This is a genomic window from Pseudanabaena sp. PCC 6802 (assembly GCF_000332175.1).
Classification (GTDB): Bacteria; Cyanobacteriota; Cyanobacteriia; order Pseudanabaenales; family Pseudanabaenaceae; genus PCC-6802.
Window position 1 is genome coordinate 3,202,432 of record NZ_KB235914.1, and the last position, 21,053, is coordinate 3,223,484.

Annotated in this window: 21 protein-coding genes, 1 tRNA gene and 1 other annotated feature; of the genes, 6 read left to right on the top strand and 16 right to left on the bottom strand. The window is 48.2% G+C overall.

What is annotated here, in order from left to right; translation table 11 throughout:
• The first annotated feature begins 4 nt into the window (after positions 1-4).
• Positions 5-289, top strand: a complete 285-nt coding sequence (locus tag PSE6802_RS0120535; protein ID WP_019501920.1) for a hypothetical protein — start codon at positions 5-7, stop codon at positions 287-289.
• Between the two features lie 210 nt (positions 290-499).
• On the opposite strand, the gene PSE6802_RS0120540 is transcribed toward PSE6802_RS0120535, so the two are convergent.
• Entirely contained in the window at positions 500-3,265 is a 2,766-nt protein-coding gene (locus tag PSE6802_RS0120540) for a TIGR02921 family PEP-CTERM protein (RefSeq protein ID WP_019501921.1), read from the bottom strand.
• Positions 3,266-3,320: 55 nt separating this feature from the next.
• Positions 3,321-4,856, bottom strand: a complete 1,536-nt coding sequence (gene xrtO, locus PSE6802_RS29835) for an exosortase O (protein WP_019501922.1) — start codon at positions 4,854-4,856, stop codon at positions 3,321-3,323.
• A 394-nt stretch (positions 4,857-5,250) separates the two neighbouring features.
• On the opposite strand from xrtO, the gene PSE6802_RS0120550 reads away from it, so the two are divergent.
• Positions 5,251-5,433, top strand: a complete 183-nt coding sequence (locus tag PSE6802_RS0120550; RefSeq protein ID WP_019501923.1) for a hypothetical protein — start codon at positions 5,251-5,253, stop codon at positions 5,431-5,433.
• Between the two features lie 202 nt (positions 5,434-5,635).
• On the opposite strand, the gene PSE6802_RS0120555 is transcribed toward PSE6802_RS0120550, so the two are convergent.
• The 14 genes from PSE6802_RS0120555 to PSE6802_RS0120620 all read right to left on the bottom strand — a co-directional run bounded on the left by PSE6802_RS0120555 (position 5,636) and on the right by PSE6802_RS0120620 (position 16,762).
• On the bottom strand, positions 5,636-8,335 hold the full coding sequence (locus tag PSE6802_RS0120555; RefSeq protein WP_019501924.1) for an ankyrin repeat domain-containing protein: 2,700 nt from the start codon (positions 8,333-8,335) through the stop codon (positions 5,636-5,638).
• 176 nt (positions 8,336-8,511) lie between these two features.
• Positions 8,512-9,186: an urease accessory protein UreF gene (locus PSE6802_RS0120560; protein WP_019501925.1), complete on the bottom strand. Its 675-nt coding sequence runs from the start codon at positions 9,184-9,186 to the stop codon at positions 8,512-8,514.
• Positions 9,179-9,673 carry an urease accessory protein UreE gene (gene ureE / locus PSE6802_RS0120565; RefSeq protein ID WP_019501926.1) on the bottom strand — a complete coding sequence of 165 codons (495 nt, stop codon included), beginning with the start codon at positions 9,671-9,673 and terminating at the stop codon, positions 9,179-9,181. The genes PSE6802_RS0120560 and ureE overlap by 8 nt, the downstream gene beginning before the upstream one ends.
• Positions 9,674-9,776: 103 nt before the next feature.
• On the bottom strand, positions 9,777-11,141 hold the full coding sequence (gene murD, locus PSE6802_RS0120570) for a UDP-N-acetylmuramoyl-L-alanine--D-glutamate ligase (RefSeq protein WP_019501927.1): 1,365 nt from the start codon (positions 11,139-11,141) through the stop codon (positions 9,777-9,779).
• A 131-nt stretch (positions 11,142-11,272) separates the two neighbouring features.
• Positions 11,273-11,551 carry a phosphoribosyl-ATP diphosphatase gene (gene hisE, locus PSE6802_RS0120575; protein ID WP_019501928.1) on the bottom strand — a complete coding sequence of 93 codons (279 nt, stop codon included), beginning with the start codon at positions 11,549-11,551 and terminating at the stop codon, positions 11,273-11,275.
• A gap of 261 nt (positions 11,552-11,812) precedes the next feature.
• Positions 11,813-12,208 (bottom strand): 50S ribosomal protein L7/L12, encoded by a 396-nt coding sequence (gene rplL, locus PSE6802_RS0120580; RefSeq protein ID WP_019501929.1) that lies wholly within the window; start codon positions 12,206-12,208, stop codon positions 11,813-11,815.
• A 166-nt stretch (positions 12,209-12,374) separates the two neighbouring features.
• Entirely contained in the window at positions 12,375-12,902 is a 528-nt protein-coding gene (gene rplJ / locus PSE6802_RS0120585; protein ID WP_019501930.1) for a 50S ribosomal protein L10, read from the bottom strand.
• A gap of 32 nt (positions 12,903-12,934) precedes the next feature.
• Positions 12,935-13,126, bottom strand: a sequence feature (ribosomal protein L10 leader region).
• Positions 13,127-13,134: 8 nt separating this feature from the next.
• Positions 13,135-13,851 (bottom strand): 50S ribosomal protein L1, encoded by a 717-nt coding sequence (rplA, locus tag PSE6802_RS0120590; protein WP_019501931.1) that lies wholly within the window; start codon positions 13,849-13,851, stop codon positions 13,135-13,137.
• A 135-nt stretch (positions 13,852-13,986) separates the two neighbouring features.
• Positions 13,987-14,412 carry a 50S ribosomal protein L11 gene (rplK, locus tag PSE6802_RS0120595; RefSeq protein WP_019501932.1) on the bottom strand — a complete coding sequence of 142 codons (426 nt, stop codon included), beginning with the start codon at positions 14,410-14,412 and terminating at the stop codon, positions 13,987-13,989.
• Positions 14,413-14,446: 34 nt separating this feature from the next.
• Entirely contained in the window at positions 14,447-15,064 is a 618-nt protein-coding gene (gene nusG, locus PSE6802_RS0120600; RefSeq protein WP_019501933.1) for a transcription termination/antitermination protein NusG, read from the bottom strand.
• Positions 15,064-15,318 carry a preprotein translocase subunit SecE gene (secE, locus tag PSE6802_RS0120605; RefSeq protein ID WP_026103443.1) on the bottom strand — a complete coding sequence of 85 codons (255 nt, stop codon included), beginning with the start codon at positions 15,316-15,318 and terminating at the stop codon, positions 15,064-15,066. Before secE ends, nusG begins: the two co-directional genes overlap by 1 nt.
• A 47-nt stretch (positions 15,319-15,365) precedes the next feature.
• Positions 15,366-15,438 (bottom strand) — tRNA-Trp (locus tag PSE6802_RS0120610).
• Positions 15,439-15,470: 32 nt separating this feature from the next.
• Entirely contained in the window at positions 15,471-15,833 is a 363-nt protein-coding gene (rplS, locus tag PSE6802_RS0120615) for a 50S ribosomal protein L19 (RefSeq protein ID WP_026103444.1), read from the bottom strand.
• Positions 15,834-16,120: 287 nt separating this feature from the next.
• Positions 16,121-16,762 carry a hypothetical protein gene (locus PSE6802_RS0120620; protein ID WP_019501935.1) on the bottom strand — a complete coding sequence of 214 codons (642 nt, stop codon included), beginning with the start codon at positions 16,760-16,762 and terminating at the stop codon, positions 16,121-16,123.
• 726 nt (positions 16,763-17,488) lie between these two features.
• Between PSE6802_RS0120620 and PSE6802_RS0120625 the strand changes: the two genes are divergently transcribed.
• The 4 genes from PSE6802_RS0120625 to PSE6802_RS29840 all read left to right on the top strand — a co-directional run bounded on the left by PSE6802_RS0120625 (position 17,489) and on the right by PSE6802_RS29840 (position 20,856).
• Entirely contained in the window at positions 17,489-18,142 is a 654-nt protein-coding gene (locus PSE6802_RS0120625; protein WP_019501936.1) for a YqiA/YcfP family alpha/beta fold hydrolase, read from the top strand.
• Positions 18,143-18,530: 388 nt separating this feature from the next.
• Positions 18,531-19,067 carry a universal stress protein gene (locus PSE6802_RS0120630; RefSeq protein ID WP_019501937.1) on the top strand — a complete coding sequence of 179 codons (537 nt, stop codon included), beginning with the start codon at positions 18,531-18,533 and terminating at the stop codon, positions 19,065-19,067.
• Between the two features lie 96 nt (positions 19,068-19,163).
• Positions 19,164-20,453: a S41 family peptidase gene (locus PSE6802_RS0120635; protein ID WP_019501938.1), complete on the top strand. Its 1,290-nt coding sequence runs from the start codon at positions 19,164-19,166 to the stop codon at positions 20,451-20,453.
• Between the two features lie 178 nt (positions 20,454-20,631).
• A complete protein-coding gene (locus tag PSE6802_RS29840; protein ID WP_019501939.1) occupies positions 20,632-20,856 on the top strand; it encodes a hypothetical protein in 225 nt (74 codons plus the stop codon).
• Positions 20,857-21,053: the final 197 nt, after the last annotated feature.

Genomic DNA, 21,053 nt, shown 5'->3' on the forward strand with positions numbered 1-21,053 from the left:
TTGCATGGATCGGGAACTACTGGCGGGGATGTTAGCCAAGAATGCTCAGGGCAAGCAGTTAAATAGCGATCTGCTGTATGAATACGCCAAATACTGTCTGGACAGCACCAAAACTAGTGTAGAAGTACTGGGCACTAAGCTCGCCACCGTCATGGAGATCGGGGCTTTATTATTGTTGGGCTTGCGGATTACTTCTTCGTTCCAAAATTTTGTAGCACCCAAGCCCACCTACCTCTATTTTTCCTACCTGGGCTTAAAGCTCTCTGCTTGTATTGCGATCGCCAGCTAACCAGTCCGATTTCTTAGATCGAGACTTCAGTTCGATTATTCTATAGCGGCTTTCAGGTCGGATGTGAGTAGGGGTTTTGGGGGCGTTGCCCGCAAGAAGGGGAGGCATGGCGGTCTTGGGGGTTCCCCGCTAGAGTCACTGCCGTGTGGAACCCCTTCACCCCGTCAATCAAACCTGCTCTCAATTGAAAAGCGCTACAATTAGTCTACCTCAGCGATTGCTACCCTTTACACTATTCTCCATATTCTGAGCCCGATCGGTTCGCCACGCGATCGCCACTAAAGCAAGCACGACTATGCCAATTAGAAGCCATTGGTCGGGTTCCGGTACTCCAGACACATTGGCAGTTGGTATTCCCGTAGCACTAGAAGGTTGTGGTAGTTGATTGTCTTCAACTGTGCGCTTGAAGCGATCGCTCTCATTCTCAGCTTTCTTCAGCGCTTCTCTTTGCTCGTCGTTTACCAGTACGATCATCGATGAGTAGGGCGTGACGATATTGTAACGCTTCGCCAGAGCATGGATGCGATCGAGTTCCGACACTTGAGTAAGATCCGCGTCCTGGCTGATGTATCTCACCACTTGCCTCGCTGCTAACGGTAGGAAGTTATCTTTAGATGTATTCCGATCGGAATTATCAGATTTGATGTCTAACGCAGATGCATGAGGAGATGACTCCCACGACCAGGCATAGCCATCCGCGACATTCTGGACTGATGAGCCTAAAGCTGCCTGGGTAGCCGTGCGCTCTAGCACTCCTGCGACTGAGGAGGCAACGCCGCCACCACTTTTGGAGATCGCATCAAGAGTAGCATCATCATAGGCAGCAGGTAGACCGCCCAAATGCACCATCCACAAGGGCGCTGTTATCTTTGATACGGAGGCTTTCTCGTCGGTGAGCTCGTAGTTGCCCTGGTCAGTGAGAACGATCGCAGCATCGTAGGTGGTGTTACCTTGTAGTTTACTGAACTGTTGGAGAATCTCTTGGGGACGTAGCAGACCATAGAACATACCTTCAGGCAGCTTAAGGTCTTGGAGATTATCGATTCTTTGCGGTTTCGCCCCGTAAGTCGCAGAGATAAATACATCGAAATCGTTATCTTTCTCTACCTTTGCCTCTAACCACTTAAAATTTTTCCGGATTTCTTCTTGATAAGATGCCATACTGCGAGAACCATCCAGCACGATCGCAAAACGTTTGCCCTTAGGCAGGCGATAGTCCTGTGCGCGCAGTGGTTTGACGGCAACGCGATCGCCATTTGGTAAGATCGCCTGTCTTTGCTGAGGAGCAATCTGGCTGCTGGCAGGTAGTAGCGGCTCGAACCACTTATCCTCAGAGGCGATCGCTTGTCCGTTGAACGTGCGTTTGGTATTCTTATCCCAAAAGACATTGCGGCGCTCGGCAAGCTGCGGCAACGGCCAACCGTTAGCTGGCGATCCGACCTGACCCATCACTTTGTAGGTCATCCACATGTGCATTTCCGACTGTTTCCCCGTGGCATCTCTGTTGAAATTAGGCAAAATTGGGAACACTCTGAGGCGATAGCTTTGCGGGCCTACTTGTTCTAGTAAAGCTGGATCTACACGCCTCTGTACCTCAGTATTGTAGACTTTTTGAGCTGCTCCGCGCGTGGAGACCGTAAAAGGGAAACTGGCAGACTTGCGATCGCGATCGCCCAACCACACTCCTGTGAGTACGGCGCTTTCTGGTAATGAGAATGCATAGAATATCTCTTGCTGTTGGGAAGTTTTGTTGATATAGACTTCGTGCAATTCCACATCTGCCCAGTCGCCGTGTTCTTTAACCGACACTTCCTGCTTGGTTAGCAGTACCTTTTTCTGATTCACGCTCAGCAAGCCTGCCTTGGCCGAAGCTCGATCGAATGTCGCATTCACGGCAAGCTGTATGGCTTTCTGCTCCGCTCTTAAAATGGGGCGATCGAAGAACTGTGCGTAGAGCGCTTCCGCTTCTGCCGAATCCTTCACAGTACCGTTATATACAAATGGCGATATGACAAAATTATGAGCGCTTTGTAACCAATTAACGAACTCAGTCGGGAATCTCAAAAAGGTGTAAAACTCGCCAATAATACTATTTTCTTCGTTAATTATGGGATAGCGATAGCGGGCGAGATAGGCATTGAGCAAACCCTCACGGATAAAGTTGGATTTCTGTAATAGCTCCTGACGCTTGCTCACATCTCCAGTTGGCTGGCTCAGCATTGCAAATACTCGATCCTGCGGTTGCATCTGAACTACTGCCAGTAACCCCAACCAAGCTCCGATTGTTCCCAATGTCACGGCTCTTGCAATTAACTTTCCGCGCGATTCTGCAAATGTGTGGTGGAATCGTCGCCATGCTTGAACGTACGCGATCGCTAATCCCAATGGCATGATGAGAATGGCAATCAGAGCGATCGCTGCTGGCAGCAGTGGCGGGAAGAAAACACTCCAAATTAAGCCTATGCCACCAAGATAAAGCGCGGGTAGAGCATAAAACAGACAGATAACGAGCAGATAGCTACCTAAGAGTAACATGAGGCTGTGTGCGGCCATTTGCATCCAAGCTAGCAACTTATTCCCATTGTTCGTGCGATCTGTTGGTTGCGATAATTCGTAGGTAAACGATGCGACGCAGACAAGTACTGAAAGCAAGATGAACGTAGTAGCGGGTGTCAGTTCGTGCAGCCAGAATAGACGCAGAAGGCATAACAACACGATCGGGGCTTCCACGCCAAAATATAGTTTTGCGAGTGAGAAACTCCCCTCATTTCTATTTTTTAAGCCAGAAACACCTCTGGATATCGTACTAACAGTTGGCGCACCAACTAAACCAATAAATGGTAGAAGTAGATCGAATGGTAGGTTGCCTGACAGTAAATCTGCCCAAAAACTGGCACCGATAAAGGGTAAAACTCCTAAGTAGGCAATCAGTAGAAAACAAATATTCGATACCCAGAAGAAAATCTTAAATAACATCACTAATTACCATGTGCTATTAGTAAAAATCGATAACTGCTCGCCAAACTTGTCCCTACTCTAAAGCCTGCGCGATCGCACCGCGTACGGATGTCGCAAAGGCATTAATTTCAGGCTGCTCTGGACTTCGATTTCGATCGAATAAAATCGAAACCATCACCCAAGACCGACTCTGTCGGCTCATATCGCTCCATATACGAGCGAGGAACTCATCTGTTGTTTGCGATCTCGACTGCAACCAATAGGTTGCCGACATTTTGCCATCCTGCAATGAAAGCCAGCGCACTGGGAAGTCAGGAGCTATCTTCGCTTGGGTCATGCGATCGACTTTGAATCCATTTCCCACAAAACACAACTCCGGAGCGTGATAGCTGCGCCAGGACGAACTGCTGACCAATAACATCGAGCCGGAGAGATTACCAAATTGGAAGCGTTGTTTTTCTGCTTTAGTGGTGGGTTGACTATTAAAAAATCCCAGTTCGGTTTCTGTCAGCGGTAGTGGCTGTAACTGCATTTGGTCGGGCCAGTGGATATTGCCGAGCGCTAAGGGTGGGATATTACTGAAAACGGGACGGGGAAAAAGCGCTAGCCCGATCAGGCAAATAATTAGAACGATATTCTGAGTGCGAGTTTGCTTTTGCAATTTCACTCTTATTTGTCGTAAATCCTCATGCTGGAGGACGGAATCCGATCTAGCAGGATAGTGTGGAACGAGCCTGAGTAGCAGCCACGAGATTCCACATGCTCCCACAAAACCAATCAGACCAACTGGGATGTGTAGAATTTGAGCTAACTGTGGTTGTTGCAGGATGTTATTAGCTACTACCAAAAGCATAACGCGCCCGACATTTGCCGCAATCAGCAACGTCAAACAGGCTGCATAAACAAGCAACCATTTGAATCCAAATTTACGCTTCTCTAACCAGGTAGTCAGAAGTAAAAACAGCGTTCCCGCCCATAAACTTTTAAGTCCGCTACAGGGCAAGTCAACATGAGCAATGCCATTCTCTAAAACAATAATGTCGTGGGATGATGCTGCTGCGATATGCTGTGCTGAAAGCAAGTATTCCACAATATGAGATGTGAGTACCCTTACTGTGAAACCCAAGCCACTGGTAAATTGCAAGCTAAATGGAATTACGCAAGCGATCGCTGCGGCAACTGGTATACCTTGCTGCCAGCGTGCTGGCGAGATGAATAGTCCCAATAAGCCATAGGTACCCAATAGAAATAACAGCACTGAAATCTGCTCGATATCGATAAACCAACTCAAGGCGATCGCCGCGATCGCTGACCCCCACATCAAAGCCAACGGCGCAGCGCGCATCACTGGTAAAGTCGAAATTTCCAGCTTGGTACGCCGCACCACAGTTAAGATAACCAGGCCAATCGCGATGCTCCCAATTAGTAAAAGATTCAGGGCTGATGTACTGATGAGTGCATCAAATAACCATTGCAGAGACGCAGCGTTGGCATATAACCAGGTAGTTATGGTGAAGCCAGCAACTGCCGTATTAATCATATTGAGCGACCGAGCCGAAGTGCCTTCCAACTGTGCACCTAGTCGTGCAGTTGAAGATTTATTGCTCATGGCTTTTAATATTTATGTAAGCGTGACTTTAAGCGATCGCCTCAAATGCTAGCTGTCCTGGATCGTGTCAGTCAGCGATCGCGATCACAGCTATTGAAGGGGGTAAGGGGTTCCACCCCTTACCCCCTTCTCGTTTTCATCTGAAAACCGCTATAGCTCTCCTGGATCGTGTCAGTCAGCGATCGCGATCGCACATAAAAATCAAAAATTATGTGTAAATAAGCTGAACCTGCAACTTTTTTAAGCTAACAGTAGGATACGAACCATGAAGAATGACGATCCTGGTGCAATACATTTGCTAGGATCGTGTGGTTTATGACATCCATTGCATTCTAAACTAATATCAATACGACTTTCGTAAAAACTCTATAGTCAGTAGGTGAGGAATAGAGTTATGGCAGTTCTTGTAGGTACTTCCGCAGGCGATCTATTGGATGGCACTACAGAGGGAGATACTATTATAGGACAAGGAGGTAGCGATCCGCAATTAGCCAATGCTACTGGCTTTTCATTAGCGCTACGGGAACTCGATCCAGATGGAAATGGATTTTATCGAGGTATAGCGTTTTTCAATTGAGAACAGGTTTTATTGACGGGGTGAAGGGGTAGAACCCCTTCTTGGGGGCAACGCCCCCAAACCCCCTACTCTTTCCGATCTGCAAACCGCTATACCTTTATTGTGACCCCCGAAAACAGGATCCTAGGTTTTGTAGCCAACGCCTCTCCTGGCGACCTGCAAGGTCGCTTTATTGATGCTAGTGGATTGATATAGCGATTGCTCAATCCCACCAGAAAAATAGAGCATCGCTTTCTGCTAGACTTTCAGCCAATATCTCAACGGAACCGCAGCCCTGATCGACGATATCTGGGCAAAATTCATACATCTTCTCAGCTAAGCTTTCTGGATCGGCGATCGCTGTCAGAAATCTTCCTGCTAAAGTATCGTGAGCTATACAAGTCAAAATAAACGGTTGCTCGGCTTCGAGATCGCGCAGCCATTCCACCACATCGCTCGGCCCGATGTTATAATTGCACCCATTGGTTTGATGCACTGCAATTACATCATATTTGTCAGTAGTAGGTAGAATACAAAGCTTCTCTGGCCCGTCGCCGCGATAGCAATCTGGTTCGTAGACAAAACAACCGCGTGCGAGAAATTGATTTTGGATTTCTTCGGTTTTGATATTCTGGCGCTGCTTGCTATTGATGTGGATGGAAGACCAACCCGGTACCCCATCGATCGCCACTGGAGTACTGCCGCACATCTCAGCTAAATCTGCCACTGCCTGCTGATAGCCAGGGCTATTGGCAGCTTCTGAGAAGTCAGGTTGCGGCAAATCTGCTCCCCAATCTTCGTCATCATCGATATCTTCGTCATCATCGATGTCTTCTATTTCCTCTGACTTAAGCGAGCTTAAGTCAGTACCTGATGCGCGCAGAAACTCTAGAACCTGCTGGCGATTGTAAAGTTTAGCTATATATGTCGCTGTATCTCCATCTCGATTCCTGACATCTAACCGTGCCCCTCGGTCGAGCAGAGCCTGCAACAGTTGTAAATATCCGTTACGGGCTGCTGCGATTAGAGGCGTATCTTCGCAGTTGGGGAGATTAGGATCGGCACCTGCCTGGAGTAGAGCCTGGACGATTTCTATGATGCTATCTTCCGGCAGCGGCTGATATTCCCAACAGGTACCATCATCGCTATATTCCCTGGAATAATTGCCAGAACTGTAGTCGTTGCGATCGACTGCGACGTGATGGCTCGCTCCGGCTGCTAAGGAAATCGCGGTTTGTCTTCCCTTTGAGATCGCATTTACGTCAACTCCACGCGCGATTAGCATTTGCACTAGGGGTAAACTTCCCGCTGCGGCTGCTTTCATCAGGGTGGTTTCGCGATCGCGATTCATTTGCATGGGATCGGCACCTTGCGCCAGTAAAAACTCCCCAATTTCAACTGCCCCTTTTTGGCAAGCCAGGATCAGAGGGGTATTGCCATAGGTTATCGCGCGATTCACATCAGCCCCCCCGCTCACCAATACTTCAACTGCTTGCAGGTTGTTGTTTTCTACTGCTAAAGCCAGAGCCGTACAGTCTACTGCGTCCTTGTAGTTGGACTCGGCACCCGCTCGCAATAGCTGCCGTACAATCTCATGGTGCCCGGATGCAGCGGCTACCATCAGAGCCGTCCTGCCAAATCTGTAACCCATACTGAGAATAGTATCTGGATCGGAGTGTTCCAATAAGGATCTGAGTCCTTTGTGAGAATTTGCATCGCGATCGCTCAGATCGTTAAGATTAGGGTCGGCTCCGGCTGCCAGTAGGGCGTTCGCAATTTCTAAATGGCCGGCAGATGCTGCCAGCATCAGAACGGTTCGATCTCGGTTTTGACTGCGAGCATCGCGGGCATTGGCATTCGCCCCTTGCGCTAAGCACTCTCGGACGAGTACCAAATTGCCTTGCTCGCTAGCGAGGATGAGTTTCTCATTCACATCAAGTCTTGTTTCTGTAATCCCAAACTGACGCAACACCGCTAGCACTTGGGTATCTTCATTCCGAACTGCCCAATCGTAGGCTGTCATACCCTCTCCATCTTTGCGATGCGGGTCGGCTCCCGCTGCCAATAAACTTGCTACGGCTTCGGCACGACGGCAACGAGAGGCAATAATTAGGGGAAATGTATCTCTAGCATCTTCAGATTTTGTTCTTTCTGTGGTTTGTGGTGTCGATCTAGATTCAATTTGAGCTATTTCATTTTGGATCGCGGTCACGCGATCGCTAGATACTTCTTCATCGTCATCTATATCTTCTAACGATTCCATCAGCTTGCCTAAAGACTCTAAAGCACCAAATGCCGAGCTTAGATTAGATGCAGCCTCTTGCTGCATTTGCAAGCGATTGAGCGCAATATGCGGTACTTTAGTGTTGGGATCTGCACCAGATGCAATTAGAGCTTGAATTGTGGTTGGAGAACCCTGCGCCGCTGCCAATGCGATCGCGGCGGTACCGCCAAAATCTGGCAGCCGATTGGGGTCAGCTCCTGCGGCAATTAGATGAAGCGCAATATCTGAATGTCCGCGCTCGATGGCTTCTAGCAGAGGCGTACTAATACCACTTCCAGCATCCACATCTGCACCTACAGCAATTAGTAATTCGACAATCTCAGTATGGCCGCCCCGCGCCGCCACCTGAATTGGAGTCCCGCTAAATGTAGAGACATTCACATCTGCACCCTTAGCAATCAGCACTCGCACCGTATTGACGTTGCCTCGCTCGATTACCCAAACTAGCGAATGGCGCAATTCTGGATCTTCAGCGCCCGCTTCGATCAAGGCGCACTTGATATCATCAGCACCGCGAGGCACCAGTTGGTACGCACTCTTCTTGCCCCGACGAGCATTAGGATTAGCCCCCGCTGCCAGCAATTCTTTGACCAGGTGCAAATCTTTCTTAGCGATCGCATCGATCAATTGCTCGTCCATAGTATAAATTCCCCTCTACATCAATGGATTTTTTATAGCCATAGACAGATCTGTTAGGACAGGGGGTATGGCTGCGCCCCCACGCAGGGGTTTCACCCCTGCACCCCGTCCTAAGCCTGTTGACTATAGCTATACAGTAACTTTTAATTTGCATTTTAATCTGAGCGATCGCGTTGCTAACTACGAAACAGTCTGGTGTATTGGGTTTCATGTGCCATGCTAGCTAGAGACAGCCCCCAGGTACAGGCTTCCAGGACATCATCGCCAGGCTGGATAACTTGCTGGGCGGTATTGGCAATTTGGGGTTGTAAATCTCTCAGGATTTGCTGCCCCATAGTTTGCCCTAAAGGAATCAGTTTTACCCCAGCACCCACCAGATTGCTGGCCCAACTGTAGAGGTAAGCGATCGCCGCAGTATGACGATCGATCTGCCAGTTAGCAGCCGCGATCGCAAAGGCGATCGCGAAATTGCAGTTACGATTGTTTGCAAAAGAGAAGTCCGAGTCTGGCTGCAAGCTCGGCAGCAAGCGCATCAGGCTCTGTCCCATTTGCCAGCTCTGGTAACGCAATTCCTCTGTTTCGCGGGCAGCGGACAGCCAGTTATTCCAATACCAAAGTGCGTTGAGGTTTTGAGTCGCGATCGCCTCATAAGCCCTTACCAAAACCGCTGCTTCCACCCGAATCGCACCACACGACAGTTCTTGCGCGAGCCAGTGATGCAAGCGATCGGGGCTATTAATTGTGCCGCAATCCACCAGATACTCAAGCCCCTCGGAGTAACTGTAGGCTCCCACAGGTAAAGTTGAGCTTGCTAGTTGTAGCAGTCGCATCAAGGTAATTGCATCAGGCATGGGAATGATGATGGCTGTCTGCGTGCTGAGCTTGGCTGGCATAGGCTCCAGCTTCTGGTTGAAAGGGGGCAATCTCTTCGATGGCGTGCAATCCCATTTGTTGCAGCATATCGACTAGAACGGGATCTGGCTCTAATCTGAGACGATCTAACGCGATTTCGAGTGGGATGTGGCGGTTGCCGAGGTGGTAGGCAGCGCGGAGCAAATCCAGAGGTGTGCGGGCAGTCACGGCGATCGTGGGTTCGGGTTTGGCAATCACCCTCACCAGTTGTTTCGTAGTTTGACTCGTGCCGGCAGATACGTCTTCACCGGCCAAGATGTCACCATGCTGCAACACCGTGCCTCTGGCTAAATTTAGTTTCACGGTAACCCCCTCAGCCGTTGTGAATTGCTTGCGGCTGCGACGACGCTCCTCAGCAGTCAGAGGTAGGGTGAGATTGACCTGGACATGGCGATCGGCAATAAGGCGTTCGGTGAGGGTCAGCATGAGCTTATGCAATAGCGAGACTTGTGTGGTCTATTTAAGAGACTTTTCTCGTGTAATGCAAGATCTTAACTTGTTCCATACAGACAATTTGATTACCCGTGGGTTAACTATCACCTTCACAAATTGCCAAACATAGGCGACGGAAACGATCGCCGCGTTGCTCAAAATTAGCGAATTGATCGAAGCTGGCACAGGCGGGAGATAGTAAAACTGCCGTGGCATTTAGCTCTGCTGCTAGGGCGATCGCTTTGGGTACGGCGGCATCCATCGTCTGCACGTCTTCGTAGTGCGAATATCCAACGCGGTTGAATAGTTCCGCAAATTCCGACGCTGCTTGCCCGATTAATAGAGTAAATACGGCTTTGCGGGCGATCGCCTGGAGCCAGGCTTCGGCATTGCCCTTCTTAGACTCACCGCCCGCGATCAGAATTACCGGCCCTTCTACAGATTTCAGACCGACCTCGGCGGCATCGTAGTTCGTGGCCTTACTGTCGTTGATCAGGTTAATGCCCTGGTAATTGCATATATGTTCGAGGCGGTGGGGAACGCCTTTAAACTGGGCTACCGATCGCTCGATACTTTCCGAGTCAATCCCTGCTAGCTTGCTGGCGGCAACAGCTACCAGTAAGTTTTGCTTGTTATGCTCTCCCAATAACTTGAATTTCGATAATGGCAGGACGGGGGAGCCTGCAAAAATTACCCAATCATCTCGAACGATCGCGCCGCGCTCGACGGCTTCCGGCATGCTACCCGTACAGCTAGTCCAGATGGCATCAGGAAATAGCGATCGCCCATTTTCGGCCAGGAAAGGATCGTCTCCGTTCAAGACAGTTTGCTGCGATCGACGCAAAAGAGAAGCTTTAACATTACAGTACGCTTCGATCGTGTAGTGGCGGTTGAGGTGATCGGGCGTAAATGTCGTCCAAACCCCAATTTGAGGCTGGACGCTAGGAGCCGATTCAATCTGATAGCTGCTAAGCTCGGCAATAATCCAGTCCCATGGAGGACTGCCTGGCTCCGCTAGCTCGCAGATGGCCTTGCCAATATTGCCGCAGGCAGGGGCGTTGTAACCAGCGCCTTGAAAAATTGCCGCAGTGAGTGCAGTGGTTGTGGTCTTGCCATTTGTGCCAGTAATACCTACCCAGGGATATTGACTGAGATAGCGCCATGCTAGTTCGACTTCGCCAATCGTCTCAATTCCCAGATCTCTAGCTTGGAGCAGCATGGGATGATCCCATGGAATACCGGGGCTAACCACGATCGAATCCGTGCGATAACCGTTGCGATCGAAACTGAAATCTTGACCTAGCTCAACCTGAATGTCCTGATTGAGAAGTTGCGTGCGGCGTTGCATAAGTTCGGGGGTAGAACCGCGATCGCCTACTCTGACTTGCCATCCATTTGCCTTTAGTAAACGGGCGGCGGAAAACCCGGATTGTCCCAATCCCAAAACATACGCATCGGGCATGTTAGCTCAAACTTTTTTACTTTAACTGAAATACCTTGCTCGATCGGAGTTGATACTCAACCTGAACCATCAAGCCTTGAATTTGACAATCATTTTACCTTTTTTCGGGTGTTTCGCAATACGTCAGGTGCTTAGCGACGTTGAGCTAGCTTCTCATAGACGCTTTGCACGTTGACATGATGATAGGACATCGCTACTAAAGTGTGATATAGCAAATCTGCCACTTCTGAGGCGATCGCATCTGGATCGTCATCTTTGCAAGCCATTACCACTTCTGCCGCTTCTTCGCCTATTTTCTTCAATATGCGATTGTCCCCACCATCAAACAGCTTACAGGTGTAGGAATCGGGTTTGGGGTTGACCCGACGATCCTCGATTACCGCAAAAAGTTCGGAAAGTGGATCGCTCATAAAAATCTTTTCCTAATAAGAAAAACCTGTAGGGTGATACCAAATCCCGATCTGTTACCCCCTTTTCTCACAGTCTGCGCAGGCAGACTGTGTTTGTATAGCCACACCTTCTAGTCGCCAGGCTATATAGGGCTAATTCGTAAGGATTTGGCATGATTCCCCCGCGATCGCCTCGAAGTTTAGGGCAGGCACGGGGGCGCTGCCCCTACAATTATCGATAAATTTTGTTTGGGGATTAGAGTAATTCCCAAACCCGTCCATCTACTTGATGGAGACTTTACCGCCAGCTTCTTCGATCTGTTTCTTAGCAGCTTCCGCATCAGCTTTGGGCATACCTTCCTTAACGGTTTTCGGTGCAGCTTCGACTAGATCCTTCGCATCCTTCAGACCCAAACCGGTAATTTCGCGCACGATCTTCAGAACGGCAATCTTCTTATCGGCGGGCACTTCGTCTAATATGAGGTCGAAGGAGGTCTTTTCTTCAACTTCTTCAGCAGCAGCGCCGCCACCCGCAGCGGGGGCAGCCATGACAACACCACCCACAGGGGCAGCAGCAGAAACGCCGAAGGTTTCTTCAATTGCCTTAACTAACTCAGCAGCTTCGAGCAGGGTTAAGGTCTTCAGTTGTTCGATGATTTGGTCGGTAGTAGCAGACATATCTTTACTTTTACTCTTGTTTACGTATTGTTTTATTTGCAGTAGCTATACAAAATCCCGATTTATTACCCCCTTTTATTGGAGTCAGCGCAGGCAGACTTTGCTTGCGCAGCGGCGACTTGCAGTCGCCAGGCAATATAGAGGGATAAGTAGCGCGGATTTGGTATCAGGCAGCTTCTTTTTCGTGAATTGCCTTGATTGCTCTGCCCAGAGATTGCGGTACTTCTTTGATACCGACAGCCAGTTTGGTAGCAACGCCATTAATCGCACCCGCGATCTGTGCCAGCAGTACTTCGCGAGATGGCAGATCGGCGATCGCTTTTAGATCCGCTTGAGTTAAAGCGCGACCTTCGAGCACGCCACCGCGCAACTCCGTCTTTTTGGTTTCCTTTTGGAAACCTTGGTAGGCTTTGATCGCACCAGCGATATCTTCCTTAACCAGCAGGCAAGCCGACGATCCCTTCAGGAACTGCTCCATTGGCTGCCACTGCTCGTGAGATGCGATCGCTTTGCGCATCAACGTGTTCTTCGCCACCTTGCATACCGTACCTGTCGGGCGCAGTTGGCGGCGGAGCTTGGTAATTTCCGCCACGCTCAGGGTGGAGTAATCAATTACCATCACCATCTGCGTGTCAGATAGCTGTGCTTCTAACTCTGCTAGTGCGGCTTCTTTATCGGCCAGACTTCTTCCCATGTATTCTCACCTCCTTATATAGGGCAATTTGGTTAGTAAAAAATAAAACCTCGACTTCTCTGCAAGACGAGGCTCTTAATTATGAAGATTGGCATGAGATATTTGAATTTGCATTCAAAACTCAGCAGCCAGGACTCTTAATTTTAGATTTACCTCGGCAGGAAATTAAGTCTTGCTAAATTAGCTCTGACACCTGCTGTCTGCGGTTTTATTTAATTTTGGATTCTTACTTCTATGCAGCTTCTCCAAGCTTCATATCGCGCAAGGCATTAATGTCCACTTCGATCGACGGCCCCATTGTAGCCGAGACATAGAGCGATCGCCAGTACCTGCCCTTAGCGCCGGAAGGACGGTTGCGATCGATTGTCTCTTGCAATGCTTTAAGGTTAGCCAGCAGATCCTGCGCTTCAAAATTGGTCTTGCCAAATAGAATATGCACGATACCCGTGCGATCGGCGCGGAACTCGATTTTACCACCTTTGAACTCCGCGATCGCTGTGGCTAGATCGAACGTCACGGTGCCACCTTTAGGAGATGGCATTAAACCTCTCGGCCCGAGCAATTTACCCAACTTCGCTACCTGAGGCATCACATCTGGAGTCGCAATCAGCAGGTCAAAGTCCAGCATGCCCTTGCTAATTTCGTCGATTAGCTCTTCCGAACCCACAATATCTGCACCTGCTGCCGTTGCCTCGGCAACTTTTTCCCCACGGGCAATCACTGCCACCCGTATAGTTTGCCCCGTGCCTTTGGGCAAAGCCACAGTCGTGCGCAACTGCTGGTCGGCATATTTGGGATCGATCCCGAGCCGAACGTGTGCTTCGGCTGATTCTAGAAACTTGGCTGTTGCAGTTTCCTTCAACAGCTCCAGGGCATCCAATGGCTGATATGCCTCTGGTCTTACCTTGCTTTGCGCGGCTTTAAGGCGCTTTGATATCTTTTTGGTCATTGGTTTTCCTCCGGGGTCATAGCGAAGTGTTGCACCTCTCCCCCAATAAACTTTGAATTACTGAAAATCAGTGTCGATCTTGACGATTCAATCTTTCTACATCCCGGATTGTCATTATCCTGGATTGAGAATTACTCAAGCGGTAATTGTCACGCCCATGTTTTTGGCGGTGCCTTCAATAATGTTCATTGCTGCTTCCACATCATTAGCATTCAGATCGGGCAACTTAATTTGGGCAATTTCACGTAACTGATTGCGGGTGATCGATCCCACTTTCTTGCGATTTGGCTCGCTAGAACCGCGTTCAATTCCAGCAGCTTTCTGAATCAGTACTGACGCAGGAGGCGTTTTCAGTACAAAGGAAAAACTGCGATCTTCAAATACAGAAATTTCTACAGGGACGATCGTACCGACCTGATCGGCAGTGCGAGCGTTGTATTCCTTGCAGAACATCATGATATTCACGCCATGCTGACCGAGGGCAGGCCCAATTGGCGGCGCAGGGGTGGCTTTGCCAGCATTAATCGCTAGCTTAATTATTGCTACGACTTTTTTTGCCATTACATACCTAACTTATCTACGAAAATTAGCGCGATTAACTCAGCTTTTCGATCTGGTTGAATTCCAACTCAACGGGCGTATCCCTACCGAAGATAGAGAGCAAAGCCTTGAGCTTACTACGTTCTGGGCTAACTTCAATTACTTCACCTTCAAAGTCTTTGAATGGCCCGGACAAAACCTTAATCTTGTCTCCAGCCGCCATATCAAATTTGACCACGGGTTCTTGCTCTGCCGTGACGCGAAATATTCGCTCTGCCTCAGCATTGCCAATGGGACGAGGAGTAACGTGACCGCGACCGCGACCATAGTGACGCTTCTGCTCGGTGCCGACAAAGTTGATGACGTGCGGTGTATTTTTCACCACCTGCCATGCATCATCATCCATGTACATGCGGATGAGAACATACCCAGGGAAGACCTTTTCCTGGGCGGTTTGACGGGTGCCATCTTTTTTGAGCTTAATGGTAGGCGTTTGCGGTATTTCTATCTGCAAGAACTTTTCTTGCACGTCAAGCGTTTTGATGCGTTGCTCCAAATTAGCTTTTACGCGTTTTTCACAACCAGAAGCTACCTGCACGACATACCAATGCGCTCCGTCAGTTCCCTCAGACAGACTGAACTCATCTTCTGAGGTACGATCTTCTGCAAACATTATCGAAATACCTGTAACGCGACCCAACCAAATAGACCATCGACCAAGTAGATCAATGTCGCTGCCGCTACGACCATGAGTAAAACAGCCGCCGACTCGCTGATTAGTTGCTGGCGCGAAGGCCAAACAACCTTATCTAACTCAGCCTTAGTATCCTTGAAAAAGTCAGCAAAGCTAGCTTTTTGCTCGGTATCTGAGACTTCTTTAGACTTATCAGCTTTATCTTTTAGATCTTTGACTTCGTTCTTAGTCATGGCCGCAACTCTCGTGCGCTTAATTTGCTTAACTTCAAAGTGGGGAGCGCGCCCTGGAGGACTCGAACCCCCGACATCAGGTTTTGGAGACCTGCGTTCTACCAACTGAACTAAGGACGCACGTTTTCGGCGCGAAAACAGCCGGACTGATGCTAAATTGCGCGGTCAAACCGTTGTTTAACGCGAGTTGCCTTACCAACGCGATCGCGCAAGTAATATAGCTTAGCACGGCGCACGCTGCCACGACGCACAATCTTGATGCTTTCAATTTTAGGGGAATGCACGAGAAAAACTCGCTCTACACCAACTCCTTGAAACACCTTGCGCACGGTAATGGTGGAACTTATGCCACCATTGTGCATGGCAATAACTGTGCCCTCGTAGGGCTGAGTACGCTCTTTACCGCCTTCTTGAATTCGGACACCCACTTTGACAGTATCCCCAACATAAATCTTGGGAATGTCCGATTTGAGGTGCTTGGCTTCAACTGAACGAATAATCGCCTGGGCGTTCATGAGAGTTTCAAAAAATTCACAGTCTTTGATGATAATACAGTTTAACAATTAAGTCTATAGCAATTTGAAATGTTATAGCGCTTTTCAATTGAGAAAGGGTTTGTTTATGGGGTGAAGAGGTGGAATCCCTTCTTGGGGGCAACGCCCCCAAACCCCTTTCGCGTTTTCATCTGAAAACCTCTATAGCTAATAGCTTTTAGCGATCGCAAAGCACGAGTAGGGTGGGCATTGCCCACCCTACTCTAAACATAACTTTATAATTCTTCTAATTCTTCCCAAGCGCGAACCTACACGAAGCCAGCAGCCAGGATTGAATCAGCAGGAGAGCTTATGATATCCATCGTAAGCTGTGCCGAGCTGCTTGGCGAACTACTTGGATCTAACACCGCTAAGAAAGGTCCCCTAAAAAAGGCAACGTCATCCGCTGTGGCATTTGGTAGAGTAATGTCTATTATAAATGTGCCCTGAGAAAAGCCAATGGCACCTTGACTGCCAGGTGGGTTACCAGTGGCTACCACAACTTGCCCATCTTGAACGAGGCGATCGGTTCCAGTGGCTCCTTTAAAACGACCGGTTCCTCCAATGATGGTAGCAACGCCTTCCTCGTGGAAGATCCCGGTAAGGGGATCTGCATATGCGGTAAAGGCACCAGGAAAGCCTCTTTCTAAGAGTAAGTCTCCGGTTTTCTCGAAGCGCGTCGATGCAAAGTGTCCCACCAATGTCAACTCCGCTCCAGGGGTACCATCTGGAAGCGATCCTGTTCTGCCTGTCGGCGTAGTTTGGCTCACACCTTCGCCAGTGATCGGACCCAAGTTACTTTCCCCACGGAAGATCGCATAGTTTGCTGGCGAGATCCCATCGAAGCTAAAGCCACCAGCCGTGAAGAACGTGCTTGATGCGTTGAGCCTGAGTTGTAATTGTAGTTCCATATTTGGACTCTTTTAATTTTTGTAGGTGTACTTAGAGTGTTCTGAATTGCAATAGCTCATTTTGCTCCTAGATACTGATGTCAGCCAAAGTTTGCCAGCGCAGCGCAGGTAATTGTCAAAATGTACGAGAACCCTAGGCAAGTTGATAAAACGCCTGACATTACCCATATCAAACTCACCAATATCAAATCATCATGCTGGTGTTACGGTCTAAAGCCAGACCTCCAAACAAATGGCAAGGAAAAACCAGTTGACATCTGCAAATAAAATGATAAGAAGGCTATTGATTTTCGATATTTCCTAAGAATATCTGTTCGATTTCACAATTAAAGAATTACTTCCAGATTTCTTAATTAAAAATCTCATTCTTTTACGATCGAGAGAAAAATCTCATTAAAAAAAGTAAAAGCATGTGAATAAATTTATAGACACAGGCGAGCTAGTTTGAAATGTACTATTCCACTAGTAAAGGTTTACGTCTCTGAATCCCTTCTCAACAAGATTTTGCAACGCTATAGTTTTTAATAATTTTTGTTGCCGATCTAGGGGGAAAATTTAAGCAAAAATCCCATAGTATGCTACTTATTCGATCGGGATATTTCGTCCGGGTATCTTATTTTCATGCAAGCCTCTTAGTTCGATCTTGGGACTAGCATGATATTGCAATTTATCCCATAATAATTAATTTGATTCTGCATCAAATTTTTATACCCCTGGGTTCTGGCGTTGACTGAAATAAACTCTGCAATTACTTATCTCTATCTCCATGGCTTTGCGTCTGGCACTCAATCTACAAAGGCACAATTTTTACGATCGCGCTTCGCAGAATGTGGCATCACCCTACACGTACCCGATCTGAATCTGAGCGATTTTTCAAGCGTCACCCTGACAAAGCAACTAAATTATTTGCGCGATCGCTTCGCCGACAAACGACTAATTGTAATTGGCTCTAGCTTGGGTGGTTTGTTGGCTGGTCTAATGGCAAGTAAGATGCCTGAAGTCGAACGCTTAGTGTTATTAGCACCTGCTTTCGGCTTTCACGAACGTTTAGTCGCTAATTTAGGCGCGGAGGAGATCGAGCGCTGGCAAGCTAATGGTAGCGCGGATTTCTATCACTATGGACTCAAACAAGTCGTGCCGCTGCATTATGAATTCTTTGCAGACGCGCAAACTCACAGCGAAACACTTTTGCAGCGCGAATTACCAATTTCGATCTTGCATGGCGTTAACGATGAGGTCGTACCAGTTAGCGTCAGTCAGGATTTTGCGGCTTTGCATCCCCATGTCACCCTAGAACTGCTAGATAGCGACCACGGTTTGGTTAATGTCTTGGATACGATCTGGCAAAAGATCGAAGCATTTGCGGTTGAGATTGATTGAAAACCGCTATAACAGATTTCTGGAAGAGACAAAATGAAGTTCTTAGAGCTTAGTTCGGATTTACTCGTATAGCGGGTTTCAGATGAAAACGAGAAGGGGGTTTGGGGGCGTTGCCACCAAGAAGGGGAGGCAGGGCGGTCTTGGGGGTTCCCCGCTAGAGCCACTGCCGTGTGGAACCCCTTCACCCCGTCAATAAAACCTGTTCTCAATTGAAAACCGCTATACCTATGGATTAAAAAATATCTCGTTTAGATTTATTTGACCGATAAACGTGTCATACTCAATAGTGTAGGGGTTGCCTTTTGCACATGAGGTCTATATAACCCTAACAACCCTAAAGCGATCGAGCTTCCGCATTTCAACTCTCAGTGAATTTGAGGGAGGTTGTATGTTTAACAAAATTCTGGCTGCCATAGACGCTTCGGAATGCAGCAAGCAAGTCTTCGAGACGGCTTTATCTTTGGCAAAGCTCAACAATGCCGAGCTGATGCTCTTGCACGTTATATCTCCACTCGATGAGGGTTATCCCACACTGATCTTCCCTGGTGCCGCAGATGTTTACCCTTCTCTTTATGAAGAAGCGATCGAAAGTTACAAGCAGCAGTGGCAGGAATTCGAGCAACAAGGACTCGATATTTTGCGATCGCTAGCCAGTCAAGCCAGAGAGCTAGGTGTAACTGTAGAATTTAGACAGCCCACCGGCGATCCTGGCAAAAATATTTGCAATATCGCTCGCAGTTGGGAAGCAGGGCTGATTGTAGTGGGGCGACGAGGACATAAAGGACTAAGCGAACTTCTACTAGGCAGTGTTAGCAACTACGTGCTTCACCACGCTCCTTGCTCGGTTTTGACCTTGCAGGGGATTGCTGGCACCTCCACGGAATCAGATCGAGCGGATGCTCAGGTAGTAGGTGCCACGCGGTAAGTTCCTTGTTTCCTCAGTCTCTACCACACCTGAATTTTCTCGTTGAGGTGGTAAGGAGGGCGAGCAATCTAGTTGTCTAGCTAGCAAGGGATTCAAATGCCGCGATTAAAGCTTCCTACCACCATCAAGCACCGATACTTTTTTGTCGCGATCGCCAGCATATTGCTTGGACTGTTGTACTGGTCGATCGCTCCGGTATTCAGCAGTAATCAACCAGCTACTGCCCTATTCGAGCAAGTTTGGGAGACAGTAAACAGTCGCTTTTACGATTCCAACTTTAACGGCGTGGATTGGCAGGCTCTGCGGGGACAATATCGATCGCGAGTAGTTGAAGCGCGATCGAAGGAAGCACCCGCGATCGCGATTAACCAGATGCTTTCCGAGTTAAAGACATCGCACACGCGACTCTATACACCTGACGAACCAGCCTACTATCAGGTTTTAGGCATCTTTCAACCCCGCATTCCAGATTTGCGCAAGCAACTGCAACCTTTCTTTCCCAAAGGCAAGATCGAGTACAGCGACATTGGTATATTCACTCACAATTTGGATGGCAAAATCTTTGTCAGAGCCATCCTGGATGGCAGTCCGGCCATGCAAGCAAATCTATTAGTCGGAGATCGATTGCTCAGTGTGGACGGGCAACCTTTCCATCCCACTCAATCGTTCTCAGGCAAAGCGGGTCAGACTGTCAACCTACAGATTCAGCGTTCAGCAGCATCCAATAGTTTGCAAACAATTCAGGTTACACCTCGAATGTTCGATACGACTAAGATGTTCCTGGAGGCACAAAGAGCCAGCACTCAGATTATCAAGCGATCTGGGAAAGCAATTGGATACACTCATATCTGGTCCTATGCTGGAGAGCAATATCAGAGCCAACTAGAAGAAGACCTGATTTACGGTCAGATCAAGGATGCAGATGCCTTAGTATTAGATCTGCGCGAGGGTTGGGGTGGAGCGCCAATTACGGCATTGAATATCTATGGCAGCGATCGCTTAAACCTGACCAGCATTTTACGAGATGGCAAGCGATCGACGATTCACGCGCAATGGCATAAGCCTGTTGTCATGTTGGTCAATGAGAACAGTCGCAGCGCCAAGGAAATTCTGGCGTATGGACTTCAGCAGAATCGACTTGGCACTGTGGTTGGCACCAGAACAGCAGGCGCAGTTGTGGGAGGATTCCCCTTTTTGATGGCGAATGGAGATTTGCTGTATGTAGCAGTAACTGACGTACTGATAAACGGAAACGTGAGACTGGAAGGGAAGGGCGTGCAGCCAGATATTGAGGTTCCGTTTCCTTTACCCTACGCGCAGGGTATCGATCCGCAAAAAGAACGAGCGATCGAGACTGCACTGGCAGCCGCACAAAAGAAAAGCTAGGATATCGCTAGTACATGAAATCTCTGCTTGCGTAAGTCCTATAAATTAAAAGACAATATTCCAGTGATTCTGTCTATTAATTAGCGATCTCTGTGTTGACATTGAAGATCTCATTTTGGAATATAAAACAAGGTTGTTAATAAATTCCAGCTAAAACTAATTCTCTAGGAGACCTCATATGTCTAATATTTCAATTCCAAACCTAATCCCAACTGGCTCCGAATTATTTACTGATGACGAAAGCTTTATGACTGACTTGAACGAGCAAGAATTTAGCAATGTTAGCGGAGGCTTGTTAGAAAGCAACCAGGAACTTACTCCATTCTCCCCAGGTACTCCAGTAGTTTCTATTAGCCCGGTTGTCAAATTTCAAAGCATTGCTAAAGTAGCTTACAGAATTTAATCCGCACAAAAACTCTACAAACTAATCCCAAATATTTAATGCTTCCCTCAAGTGGAAGCATTTTTTAGCTTAGAGGCTGTTTTAAAAGTCAAAATCCTTGCGCTCGATCCCCCCTAGCCCCCCTTGATAAGGGAGATTTAAGGGGATCTCTAAGGTGACAAGGTAGTCATAAAAACTTTTCAAACATCCTCTTAGAA